This is a genomic window from Clostridium mobile (assembly GCF_018918285.1).
Taxonomy (GTDB): Bacteria; Bacillota; Clostridia; order Clostridiales; family Clostridiaceae; genus Clostridium_AW; species Clostridium_AW mobile.
Genome location: NZ_JAHLQF010000002.1, coordinates 444,876 through 457,281, shown reverse-complemented (window position 1 = coordinate 457,281; position 12,406 = coordinate 444,876). Strand labels below are relative to the sequence as shown.

The window sequence follows — 12,406 nt, the reverse complement described above, 5'->3', positions numbered from 1 at the left end:
AGAATTTATTAAGTTGCGTTTTAACTTTTAAAATTAAAACCTTATATATCTTTGATTACATAAAAAAGCTCCGAAAATAGCAAAAACTTATTAAGGTTTCATCTATTTTCGGAGCCTTATTCTTACATATAAAAATAATTTAAGCTTTTTCTAAAGTAAAGGAAAAGACTGTTTCTTTATAAGGTATACTATGTATCTGAATATCTCCACCTAAAGAGTTTACAAGGGACTTAACTATAGTTAATCCTAGTCCATTACCTGAAATTTCACTGTTTCTTGAAGCAGCTCCTGTGTAGCTTCTTTCAAAAATCTTCTCTTTTTCCTTTTCTTCAACACCTTGTCCTTTATCTATTACCTCTACTTTAACTAAGTTAGAGCTTATCTCCATATTAATTCCTAAATACTTACCACATTTTCCATAACGCATAACATTAGATATTAAATTATTAAATATTCTTAAAAGAGCATCCTTATTTCCATTAACCCATATATCTTCATCGGGTAGATTTATATCTACTTGAAAATTTTCCTTTTCCAAAACTTCGTAGAAATCTATAATACTTTCTCTAATAATCTCACTTAGATTTACTTTTTCCATCTCTAAGCTTTTATCTCCACTTTCAAGTTTAGCTAAGGTGAAAAATTTATTGATAAGAGTCACAACTTCCTCAGTTTTTCCCATTAATCCCTCTAAAAGCTCTTTCTTTTCCCCTTCTGTTAGATCTTTATCTTGATTTATCATTTCACCATATCCTAAAATTACTGTTAACGGAGTTTTTAAGTCATGAGATACATTAGCTAGCATTTCTTTAATTTTTTCATCTCTTTCTTCCCTAATAGATTTTTCCAATCTTTTTTCTGAAATTAATTTATTTATTGTAAGTATTAGTCCTTGAGTTTCCTCATTATTACAATTTAAAAGCAAGGTTTTATAGTTTTCTTCTCTTATTATTGCTTCTAGCTTTCTATTAATATTTAAAATTTCTTTTTTTAACCTACTTTTACGTATATGCTCATAAATACAAAGAGAAAATAAAATTATAATTATAATATATTTCATGATTATTCCTTTCTATCAAATTTATATCCAATACCCCAAACGGTTTTTATAATGGCGGGATTCTTAGCATCATCTTCTATTTTCTCTCTTATATGTCTTATGTGAACATTTATTATATTTTCCTCACCAAAGGCGTCTTCCTTCCATACCCTTTCATAAATTTTATTTTTAGTAAAAACTATATTAGGGTTGGTTACAAGCAGCTTTAATATTTCAAACTCCTTTACTGTAAGCTTAATACTTTCTCCATTTTTCTTTATTTCATAGCTATTAAAATCCATAAAAATATTGCCTATCTCTATAGTATTGCTATTCGTTTCTTTAGTATTAGAATACTTTGTAGCTCTTCTAATATTAGCCTCTACTCTTGCTACTAACTCTATTAAAGAAAAAGGCTTGGATAAATAGTCATCTGCTCCAAAGCCAAGTCCTAATGCTTTATCCACATCACTGTCCTTAGCTGAAAGCATTATTATAGGAGTATTATGGTTAATTCTAATTTCCTTAAGAACCTCAATGCCATTAATCTTGGGCATCATAATATCTAAAATCACTAGATCATAACTCTTACTTCTGAATTCTCTTAGCCCATCATCCCCATTAAATGCAACATTAACCCTATAACCTTCTTTAACTAAAGCTTTCCTAACCATTTCACAAATTTGTTTATCATCTTCAATTATTAAAATTAGATTTTCCATATTTCCCCCATATACAATATAATTAATAATATTTCAATTTTAAGTTTTGATTAAATTTTCCGTAACTCTATGTTAAATAACATTCTTTATATAAATTGGAATTTGATAGATTCACATTCTTGGGATAAAGTAAACCAAACTGTTCAGCTTACTGCTGCAAAGACCAAATAATTAAGTCATAAAATTGCTTCATTTATTGAGTATTGAACCTCAATGTGGTCGCTCACAAAATATGTGTCGTCACCATCCGGGAGCATCCAATTTACACTAACGCTTCCCGGCTGAAAGTAACCATTCTGTTCTTTGTAATCAGAATAGGTTACATACCACGGCACCAGCGAGCTGCCTTTCCCATTTTCGTCCATATATCGATCATTGGTATCAAAACGTATAATGTTGCCATTATTGTCAAAAGTAAATCTTCCTTTAGCAGTAACGCCCTTCCATGAAATCTCACCTTCAACGGCGCAATCGTCAACGACTGTCCATGACACATATTCCTGTAAAAACAAGGACGGCATATATACTGCATCTGCCAACGCCGTTATCAACTGACCTTGGTCCATTTCTGATCCAGTAGAGCGGAAAAGCTGGAACTGCTTGGCAAGCACACCTGTCATAGAGCCGAATCCGTCCAACACGCTGTCTTTGGCCTGCAATGGAATCCCCGCAATTCGTCCTGTCAAGAAAGCATGTCGGTCTGGTCTATTCACAAAATTAACCTGCATGAATTTAATTTTAATTGGTTTTTTGCCTGCCGACATACGAAACTTTGTGTTGTGAAAATATATCAGCATGTTATCCATAAAGGGCTTTCCCATATAGCCCCCATTGATGATGTGCTGACGGAGCAGAGCAGGCAGTTCAGCAACATAATCTTCCGTAAATATACTCTGTATGCTTCTTTGCCTATTTGTTTCGGTCAAAGAACTTTTTACATCTGTCAGATATTGCTTCCAAAGTCTGCCGCCGGGTATCGCCAAGTACATCACTATAATTGCCAGCGCAATCAAAACTATCACTATCCAAAGCATATATTCCACCTCATATACCTATTACAAGTATTCGATAAATTCCTATTTGTCTAGTTACATTTTTCCAAATACTTACTAAATAATTATAACATAAGCCAACGACACTTTTAATATCATTGGCTTACTTTTATCTTTTAATTTTAGTTGTCCATAGATACGTTTCACCGTATTTCTTCTAAGTTAGTTTATAAACTTCTGGGAATCCACTGAAGACGATTCTGAATTGTACACAAAACTCATGGAGAAGAAGATTTTTTTAAGTTTACTCTATTATAGCAGGAACAATATATTCATTAATAAGTATTCTCCTATCCTTTGGATTCATTATGAATTCTGATGCAATTGCTATGACTAAATCTTTTTCTGGAATGCAACAAATAACATTGCCTCCATCACCTAATGCCAAGTATGTAGGAATTCCTTTATCTTCAAGCAGCCACCACAAATAACCATATTTTGCTACAGAATTATTGATTATCGTTTGGGAATGAGAAGTTATAGATTCATCAATCCACCTCTCGGAAATAATAGGCTCATCCTCCCAAATGCCACCATTCATATATAAAAATCCAAAACGAGCCATATCACGGGGAGTTAGCGTAAGTCCCCATCCTCCTGTGGAGTTACCCTTTTGATCGCTAACCCACCCTTTTACGTTCTTTCCAAACAAGTCATCAAATCCAAATGATTTCATCTCATAATTAGGGATTTCTTTCATGCCTATGTGTTTAAATAATCTCTCATTAGCAAACTCACGAGCGCTTTTCCCTGTACTGCAAGAGATGATGGCTGAAAGTAGGTGTGCCCCTGCAGTAGAATACTTAAAGGTTCCAATATTCCCCTTTTGACCCAACATATCAAGAATATACTTTGTCCAATCAGATTGCATGCACATCTTATCCAAAGGTTCCTGCCAGTCTTCAAATGAATAAGGAGCTGTCATAGTAAGAAGATGTCGTATAGTTATTTCTCCTTTCTGCAAATCATCAGCATTGACAACATACTCTGGAAAAAAGTCTAAAACTTTTTGGTCTTCATTTTTAATATATCCATCATCTATTGCAATGCCAATGAGGGCAGATATTATACTTTTTGTTACAGATGCCACATGATGTGCATTGTCAGGACCATATCCATTAAAATATCTTTCATAAGCCACATATCCATTTCTTACAATTACGATACCGTTTATATTGCTAAACTCTGATTTTATTATATTTTCAAGTTTTGAAAGCTTTATTGGGTCCATTTTCAATGTTTTTGGATCTGCAGTTTGCCATTCTTTAGTTGGCCAATAGTTTCTTTTCACGATAAATACCTCCTAAAAACATTACTATTTTTTCTTTACAGGGAAATACACTTCAGTAATATTTTCCTCTGGAACTTTGATTTCATAAGGATTAGTTAAATATATTTCGTATGGTGAGTTCACCAATTCATACCCTTCATTTTCTACCCATTCCCTTAGTTTAGCAAATACCGATGTTAATTCTGAATATGAGCCCTTTAAAACAGACTTGGCACAAAGTCCTCCTGCCAAATCCCTCGTCCCCTTTACAACCTCTTTTATTGGAATAGCAAATTCTGTATCGTTGCCAGCAGGATTATATTCAGGGCTGTGATAAATAGTCATCGGTTTATCGACTAAAGTAAGTTTTTCAGTAGCAATCTTTTCATACAACTTACTAAAATACTTTCCATATCCTTCAGCATAGTCATAACTGCTCATACTTTTTCTCATATAAAGTATATTTTGGCCTTTAGTTTCAATAAGTTGTACCTCTATATCATCAAGGTACGACATAATTGGTATACCCTTCTCTAAATTTAAAATATCATTACTAATTTGCTTTAAGGTATATTCAAAATCACTTAGCTTTTCCTCTATTTCCCTTTTCTTTTTATTGAAAGCAGAACAAAGTTTTTCTTCTGCTTGGTCCTCTTCTAATTCTAGAATGGCTTTGATTTCATCTAGAGAAAAATTGTAAGACTTCAAACGGTTTATAAAAATCATCTTTTTTAGCTGTCCAATGGAATAATACCTATAACCGGTTTTTGCATTAATCCCATCAGGATTAACTAATCCAATTTCCTCATAATATCTCAGTGTTTTTGTAGATACTTTACATATCTTCGAGAATTCTCCAATAGATAACAAGAGATCATCTCCATTCTTCATATTCTGATATCAGCTGAATGCTTTAAATATAGATATCTTATTCACTTTTACTATACACCTTTCCCCCAGGATAAAGTCAACTGCAAAATAAAAAGCACCACTCTATGAAAGAATAGTGCTTAATCAATTCTATTTTTGTTCTTTAGGTTTAAATTTCATTTCTAGTCCCATGCGTGAATCTAAAGTTATATTTAAATCTCCAATTTCTTCTTCTTTAGTTGTAACTATATTACCTGTAAAGCATTTATCAAAAAATTCTTCAAATTGTTTTGTTTCTACATTTGGCTCACATACATCAAATACAGCATTTGCATGCTTTTTAAAATTCTTAATGTCACCTTTGCTAAAGGTAGTCACTGTATAGCCCTCTTTATCTTCTTCTGTTCCACCTTGGAATTCAATTGAGACTTCCGTAAGCTTACCATTTTCCCCATTAGATTTAGCACTAATCATGCATCCATCTAGTGATTCTATGTAAAAATACACATCATCTTTTTTTTCTGAATTTGCCTTTACCGCTCCTGAACTTTTAGTCTCTAATTTCTTACCTTTGAATTCTTCAATTTTTCTATTATCTCCAATCCTATCGTTAAAATAATTCTTAAATTCTTCACCAGTAAATGTATAGCTTTGTCCATCTACTCTGCTTGCTGTAGGCTCTTTTTCTTTTCCTTTTGCTCCACAACCAACTAATAAACCTATAGCCAAGCAACTAATAATACAAATTTTTAACTTCTTTTTCATTTTATTTTTGTCCCCCAATTCTGTACATTAATAGTATTTGCCTAAATATATCCAAATTTATGGCATAACTATTTAATTATAGCATATAATGTATATCATTTCAAATTAAGGTATTATATTAATATAAGATATTGACATGCTTCCTGCTTATAAAACTAGCCTTGGCTATTAATTTTTCTTAGCTGAGGCTAGTTTTAAATAAAAGACAGCTGTTCATTATCAGATTTATTTAATTTATCCTTCATGGGTTTTGAATAACTACCAGAAAGATTATATTTGCCTTTTAATTCATTAACCATCATGTATAGCTTATCTTTGTATTCCTTATTGGCACCGCCTGTTTTATATAATGTTTGTAACGGCTCATACAAATGTGGAAACTCCTTTTTTATAAAGTCAAAGAATACTAAGCGGGTCTTTCCTCTTAGATAGAGTACTCCAGGTAGGACATAACTAACCCTACAATCAGCAGCATTAGAGTACAAAGCATCAACATTCTCTCTTCCATCTGTTATATATGGTATGATTGGCATAAAGTGAAGTCCCGTGGATGCATTTGTCTTTGAAAATTCCTTTAACATAGCAAATCTTTTAAGGGAATCCACACCACTTGGTTCTATTTTTCTACGAATATTTTCATCCATACAAGTAATAGTTGCTGCTACATTAACATAAGTAATGGAGCTGAGTTCTGCAATTAAATCATAATCTCGCAAAATCAAATCTGACTTTGTGGAAATGATGCAAGGTGTTTTGTATTTTATCATTAATCGTAGAATATCTGGCATTATTTTATACTGTTCTTCTATTGGCTGATAGCTGTCGGTTACGCCACCGATATTGACAACTTCCCTTTTCCAGGAAGGGCTGCTGAGCTGTTCTTCCAACCGTTCAACAATATTGGTTTTAACATATATATCCTCAAAATATTCTTCAGAACCTATGTATTCATGGGAGTACATGGCATAACAATATTTACAGCCATGCTCACATCCACGGTATATATTCAAATCCCATGCAAAGGGAATTTTCCTTTTCAGTTTATTGCAAGCCACAGTACAAGTGATTTCTTTATAATTAGCCATTATTTCACCTTCTTACAATACAATTAATTCACATTCTTATTTTTCTTTTCCATTGTATAATTCATTTCACTATATCCTTTTATTGATAACTTAAAATTGATAACTTGAATCTGATAATCATCAATTCCTATATTTACTTTATAACTTTTTAAATAAAAAAACCTCTCTTCTAATGCACTAAATTGAGAGGTACAATCTTATTTTTATGGTTATCTTATTACCCCAATAGATTTAACTTATATATTTCTTCAACCACTGTCTGAAAAATTGTAGTTGTTCTTCGGTGTGAAAATAGTGTTCTCCATTCTCCATTACTTGTAAATCACAGTTAAAGCCTTTTGCAAACTTAGATACCACATCAAATTCACATAAGTTATCATTTGAACCATATAGAATTGAAGTTGGATTATTCCATTGATCGATAGGATGTTCTTTCACATAACAGTAATAATCCCAGTAAAGTGTCTGCCCCATAGGTGTTGGAATTTCTTTTTCTTCTTTTAGCCTGTTCTCACTTACATTACACCATGTCATCATATTATTTATTATACGTTCCATATTTACCACAGGAGAAAGAAACAAACACTGTTTCAATGAATGATGTTTATATGCTAGTAGACTAAAATATGCTCCCATACTACAGGCAAATACACTTATATTATTTGATATTGATTGCGCATAACTCATAATTATATTAAGGTCTTGAATACAGTTTTGAACCTTGCAAGGATAGTTTTCCCCCTTACGATCACCATGTTCAGGCAAATCAAAACTAAGTACTTGATAACCCCTTGCTGTTGCCTCTTCTGCAAATACCACAATTGAGTTATCTTCTTTATTTGACATATTACCATGTACCACTATAAATAATTTATCTGATTTGTTCCCCCACAAAATTGCAGGAATATTCTCTACTTTTAAATTTTGCTTTATCATTATAATTTCTCCTTTATGAAATGCAAATAAGTTATAATTTTATAATTCCTTATTTAAAATTTCAATGTTTTAATTTTTAATAACAAATAACTACTATTAGCCTTTAAAGTATTTTTCTAATAAAATCATAACACTATATTTCCTAATTTATCTAGTTTATAAATAATTCTGTAGCAAAATTATCCACAAAAATACTCTTACCCATATTGCTAAGGTAAGAGTTTTCAAGTTATCAACTATGATTTTTCTCTAATTGTGAATTAAGGTATTATTATTACAACAAAGACCGCAACTACAACGTGTATCACCAAATTTCAAGTCGTAAACTTCTGAAAGCTCTACATTAACTTTAATGACCTTTCCTGCAAAATCTGATCGTTCTTTTGGTACTTCTGAAAGATTATCTGCCTTAGCTTGTGTATTTATAATTGCACCAATTGGAACATATCTATTTGCAGCTATCCTAACTCCTCCTGTTACAATTGCTCCAGTATCAATATAGCAATTGTCCTCTACTATAGCGTTAAATACAATTGAATTAAATCCAACAAATGTATTGTTTCCTACAATAGCTGGTCCATGAATTAATGCTCCATGAGCTATACTTACTTTATTCCCAATATATATTGAATACCCTACACCATTTACAGAGCATTTAGCATCTTTTAGTCCATGAAATATTACTCCATCTTGTATATTAGAATTATAACCTATATAAAATGGTGTTCCCTCATCTGCTCTTAGCACTACATTAGCACCTAGAAATACATTCTTTTCTATTGTTACATCACCTATTACACTTGAAAACGGTCCTATAAATGCACTTTCACTTATTTGAGGATATCTACTTACAGGGTTAAATGAAGTAGCTGGGTTTTCTCCAATAAAGTAAGCATATAAATTAGTTGGCCCTATTGGCTTATAACCTTTTTTTATACTATTATACATTGTAATTTTCTCCTTAAATTAATATTACATTATATTAAACTTAATATTAATTTGTTAATCATTCTGTAAAATGTAAAAATTCACTATAACACTTTATTTTAGTTATGGTGGATTTTACGATAAAACTTGCTGACTTTTTAATTTACATTTAAAAGGTTTAACGCAGTTTCTATTTTTTTACCTTGGCTAATGTATATTTTTATCAAACTAAGAAGACAATAGTTTTAGTTATATATCTAGGGAGTTGATATTAATGACAGTAGCATCAAATATAAAACAAACATTAGCTAGTTTAAAAGGCGTTGAAAGCACCTTAAGGATTTATTCAGTTCAAAGCAGAAATGAAGAAGAAAAAAAGGTATATAAAAAAGAATTACAAACAGTGGAATCAGTTATAAAGGATATAGAAGACAGATTAAAAACTGTAGAATTTGAAGAGCCACAATATAAAGGGAAGTAGAGGTGAGGTAATATGCAAAGCTTCTTCGTGGTATTGTTAAGAGTTATAATTTTATATTTTTTAACTTTAGTGATAATTAGGTTCATGGGCAGAACTACTTTATGGAAGACCACAGCTTTTAAATTTGTAAGCTACATGGTGATTGCCATCATGGTTTCATTAATATCCTTAGGGCTAATACCAAATATGGCTTTTGGCTTTGTGGCTTTAGGTGTTTGGTTTTTATTTACTATAGCTTTGGATTATCTAGCTATAAAAAGCAAGTGGATTCATGATGTTATAAATGGAAGGGAAATTGTATTAATAAAAGACGGAAAAGTCATGGAGGAAAACCTACAGGAAGTTAGATATACAGGGGAAGAGCTATTAAGAGAACTAAGATCGAAGAATGCTTTTAACTTGTCTGATGTGGAATTTGCACTTATGGAAGACACAGGAGAGGTAAATGTTTTGTTAAAGTCAGAGAAGAAGCCTATTACTCCAAAGGATTTAAATAGAGAGGTGGCCCCAATGTCTGAACCTCAAACGGTGATACTAGATGGAACTGTGCTGGATGAATCCTTGACAAGTATAGGACTTAATAGAGAGTGGTTAAATACTCAATTATCTAATTCAGGAGTGTCTATAGACAATGTGTTTATTGGTCAGGTAGATTCTTCAGGGGATTTATACATAGATTTATTTGATGATTTAATAGAGGTTCAAGAGCCTCAGGTTAAAGAGCTGCTTTATGCCACTATTTCAAAGATACACGCAGACCTCCTTAGCTTTTCCTTAGAAACCGAAGATTCAAAAGCTAAGAAGATGTACTCAGATAATGCTAATAAAATTAAGAAAGTAATAGATAAACTAGAACCATACCTACTAAGGTAGAAAGGGGTAAATTTATGTCAGATAAGAAAAAGAAAAAACTAACGCCTACACAGCAAGAATATCAAGACTTTGCCAAGGATAGAGAACCTAAAAGGCCAGTTTTTAAAAATTGTTTAAAAGCTTTTCTGGTTGGAGGGCTTATATGCTTATTTGGCCAGATTTTGCAATGGGTTTTTATAAATTACTTAGGATTTGATGAAAAAAATGCAGGAAATCCTACATCAGCAATTTTAATAATAATTTCTATTTTACTAACAGGCTTTGGAGTATATGACCATATTGCTCAATGGGCTGGAGCTGGTACTGCTGTCCCTGTTACTGGCTTTGCCAACACTATGGCCTCGGCAGCTATAGAACATAAAACAGAAGGCTATGTGCTTGGTGTGGGAGGTAATATGTTTAAATTGTCAGGGTCAGTAATTGTTTTTGGAGTTTTCTCAGCTTTTGTTGTGGCTATAGTAAAAATAACTATTAAGTGGTTAGGTGGGATGTAAATGCTTAAAGGTCATCAAACATGGGTGTTCGAATCAAAGCCAGTGATAATTGCCTCAGCTGCCGTGGGATGCGCCTTTGAAGCTCAGGGAGCCATAGCAGAGGATTTTGACTGTCTTCATGAAGACATATGGTTAGGGCAAGAAAGCTTTGAAAAGGCAGAAAAAAAGTTATTAGAAGAAGCTTGCGAAACAGCCATTAATAAGGCAAAGATGAAAAAAGAAGATGTTCAATTTTTTATAAGTGGCGATTTGATGAACCAAATTACATCCAGTAGCTTTGCGGCTCGTACATTAGGCATACCTTTCTTAGGAATTTTTGGCGCTTGCTCAAGTTCTATGGAAGGTCTTGCCTTAGCATCCTTATTGGTGGATAGTAAGGCTGCGGAGTACGTAGTAACAGGAGCCTCTAGCCATAATGTAGCAGCAGAAAAGCAATTTAGATATCCTACAGAATATGGTGGCCAAAAGCCGCCTACAGCTCAATGGACAGTAACAGGAGCAGGAGCAGCTTTAGTAGCTCAAAATGGAAAGGGACCTAGGGTAACCTCAGCTACCATTGGAAGAGTGGTGGATATGGGAATTTCAGACCCATTTAACATGGGGTCAGCTATGGCTCCTGCTGCTGTGGATACCATAGAAGCACATTTTAGAGATTTAGGAATAAATCCTTCTTACTACGATTTAATTGCCACAGGAGATTTGGCGAGTGTTGGACATAAAATTGCAGGGGATTTATTAGCTAAGCATGGATTAGAAATACCAAGAGAAATATTTACTGATTGCGGTTTATTGATATATAAGAAGGATCAGCCAGTAATGGCTGGCGGAAGCGGATGTGCCTGCTCTGCTACCGTTACCTACGGCCACTTTCTTAACCGTATGAGAAAAGGAGAATTAAAAAGAATATTGGTAGTTGCTACAGGGGCATTGCTATCTCCCTTATCTTATCAGCAAAAGGAAAGCATTCCTTGTATTGCTCATGCAGTATCTATTGAGATATAAAAGAGGTGTATAAAATTGTCAATTTTTATTTGGTCTTTTATAATAGGTGGAGCTATATGTGTAATAGGACAGATCATGATGGATGTTTTTAAGCTTACACCTGCTCATACTATGAGTACATTAGTGGTAGTTGGAGCCATACTGGGAGGATTAGGCTGGTATGACCCGCTAGTAAAATTTGCTGGAGCTGGAGCATCTGTACCAATAAGCAGCTTTGGAAATTCTTTGGTGAAAGGTGCTTTAATGGAAGCTGAAGAAACAGGTATTATTGGAGTGCTTACCGGTATATTTGAGATAACTAGTTCTGGAATATCCGCAGCTATAATTTTTGGATTTTTAGCATCAATAGTATTTAAACCTAAAGGTTAGCACATAATATCCTTGAAAGGAGGTGAAGGTTATGACAGTAGGAACACAAATGCAACAGGCTGTAGTTGGAATTCAATCAGCAGCAGCTACAATGAAAAGTTTTGCACTAGAAACAGAAGATAAAGCAGCTAAAAAAGACTTCCAACAATTAGCCAAAACTTTTGAAGATGCTTTAAAAGTTTTAGAAGGAAGACAAAAATACATTGAAAGTCAAGAACCACAATACAAACAGCAATAGAAGTTTTTGAGCTTTATGCTTATAATAACATAGAAAAGAGGAGATAAAAAATTTAAATCTTCTCTTTTTATTTTAAATAAAAAACTAATTTTTTATTAGAATAAGGGCTTCATCATCATAAAGCCTGTAACCTGCCTCTGTGATTTCACTTGGTTTTAACAATCCTATTTCATCGTAGTAAGGATTATAAAAATACTCTTACCCATATTGCTAAGGTAAGAGTATTCAATACTATAATATATATTTACATATCTTTTCTAATTTTTAATTTAAAATCTTCACA

General features: G+C 32.9%; 15 protein-coding genes and 1 pseudogene. 6 read left to right on the top strand and 10 right to left on the bottom strand.

The features are described from left to right. Positions 1 to 139: 139 nt before the first annotated feature. The 9 genes from KQI86_RS08205 to KQI86_RS08165 all read right to left on the bottom strand — a co-directional run bounded on the left by KQI86_RS08205 (position 140) and on the right by KQI86_RS08165 (position 8,687). Positions 140 to 1,060 carry a sensor histidine kinase gene (locus tag KQI86_RS08205; RefSeq protein WP_216438789.1) on the bottom strand — a complete coding sequence of 307 codons (921 nt, stop codon included), beginning with the start codon at positions 1,058 to 1,060 and terminating at the stop codon, positions 140 to 142. 2 nt (positions 1,061 to 1,062) lie between these two features. Continuing rightward, on the bottom strand, positions 1,063 to 1,761 hold the full coding sequence (locus tag KQI86_RS08200; RefSeq protein ID WP_216438788.1) for a response regulator transcription factor: 699 nt from the start codon (positions 1,759 to 1,761) through the stop codon (positions 1,063 to 1,065). A 176-nt stretch (positions 1,762 to 1,937) separates the two neighbouring features. Continuing rightward, positions 1,938 to 2,795, bottom strand: a complete 858-nt coding sequence (locus KQI86_RS08195; RefSeq protein WP_216438787.1) for a DUF6544 family protein — start codon at positions 2,793 to 2,795, stop codon at positions 1,938 to 1,940. 262 nt (positions 2,796 to 3,057) lie between these two features. Further along, the gene (locus KQI86_RS08190; protein ID WP_343216156.1) at positions 3,058 to 4,104 is read right to left on the bottom strand and encodes a serine hydrolase domain-containing protein; all 1,047 of its coding nucleotides are present in this window, start codon (positions 4,102 to 4,104) and stop codon (positions 3,058 to 3,060) included. Between the two features lie 24 nt (positions 4,105 to 4,128). After that, on the bottom strand, positions 4,129 to 4,974 hold the full coding sequence (locus KQI86_RS08185) for a MerR family transcriptional regulator (RefSeq protein ID WP_246582721.1): 846 nt from the start codon (positions 4,972 to 4,974) through the stop codon (positions 4,129 to 4,131). A gap of 129 nt (positions 4,975 to 5,103) precedes the next feature. Further along, a complete protein-coding gene (locus KQI86_RS08180) occupies positions 5,104 to 5,718 on the bottom strand; it encodes an LptM family lipoprotein (RefSeq protein ID WP_216438786.1) in 615 nt (204 codons plus the stop codon). Between the two features lie 194 nt (positions 5,719 to 5,912). Beyond that, on the bottom strand, positions 5,913 to 6,728 hold the full coding sequence (locus KQI86_RS08175) for an SPL family radical SAM protein (RefSeq protein ID WP_343216155.1): 816 nt from the start codon (positions 6,726 to 6,728) through the stop codon (positions 5,913 to 5,915). 306 nt (positions 6,729 to 7,034) lie between these two features. Next, on the bottom strand, positions 7,035 to 7,739 hold the full coding sequence (locus tag KQI86_RS08170; RefSeq protein ID WP_216438784.1) for an alpha/beta hydrolase: 705 nt from the start codon (positions 7,737 to 7,739) through the stop codon (positions 7,035 to 7,037). 249 nt (positions 7,740 to 7,988) lie between these two features. Beyond that, entirely contained in the window at positions 7,989 to 8,687 is a 699-nt protein-coding gene (locus KQI86_RS08165; protein WP_216438783.1) for a DapH/DapD/GlmU-related protein, read from the bottom strand. 253 nt (positions 8,688 to 8,940) lie between these two features. On the opposite strand from KQI86_RS08165, the gene KQI86_RS08160 reads away from it, so the two are divergent. Genes KQI86_RS08160 through KQI86_RS08135 form a run of 6 tightly spaced genes read left to right on the top strand, consistent with a single transcriptional unit; the run spans position 8,941 to position 12,123 of the window. Continuing rightward, positions 8,941 to 9,147, top strand: coding sequence for a DUF1657 domain-containing protein (locus KQI86_RS08160; protein ID WP_216438782.1), 207 nt, complete (start codon positions 8,941 to 8,943; stop codon positions 9,145 to 9,147). Positions 9,148 to 9,159: 12 nt separating this feature from the next. Then, positions 9,160 to 10,020 carry a DUF421 domain-containing protein gene (locus KQI86_RS08155; protein WP_216438781.1) on the top strand — a complete coding sequence of 287 codons (861 nt, stop codon included), beginning with the start codon at positions 9,160 to 9,162 and terminating at the stop codon, positions 10,018 to 10,020. Positions 10,021 to 10,034: 14 nt separating this feature from the next. Continuing rightward, the gene (gene spoVAC / locus KQI86_RS08150; protein ID WP_216438780.1) at positions 10,035 to 10,514 is read left to right on the top strand and encodes a stage V sporulation protein AC; all 480 of its coding nucleotides are present in this window, start codon (positions 10,035 to 10,037) and stop codon (positions 10,512 to 10,514) included. Continuing rightward, on the top strand, positions 10,515 to 11,516 hold the full coding sequence (gene spoVAD, locus KQI86_RS08145) for a stage V sporulation protein AD (RefSeq protein WP_216438779.1): 1,002 nt from the start codon (positions 10,515 to 10,517) through the stop codon (positions 11,514 to 11,516). Positions 11,517 to 11,531: 15 nt separating this feature from the next. After that, positions 11,532 to 11,885 (top strand): stage V sporulation protein AE, encoded by a 354-nt coding sequence (spoVAE, locus tag KQI86_RS08140; protein WP_216438778.1) that lies wholly within the window; start codon positions 11,532 to 11,534, stop codon positions 11,883 to 11,885. Positions 11,886 to 11,916: 31 nt separating this feature from the next. After that, complete coding sequence (locus tag KQI86_RS08135) at positions 11,917 to 12,123, top strand: DUF1657 domain-containing protein (protein ID WP_216438777.1); 207 nt, start codon at positions 11,917 to 11,919, stop codon at positions 12,121 to 12,123. A gap of 102 nt (positions 12,124 to 12,225) precedes the next feature. Here KQI86_RS08135 and KQI86_RS08130 read toward each other — a convergent pair. Then, positions 12,226 to 12,303: pseudogene (locus KQI86_RS08130) on the bottom strand (MerR family DNA-binding transcriptional regulator); the annotation flags it as partial. Between the last annotated feature and the right edge of the window lie 103 nt (positions 12,304 to 12,406).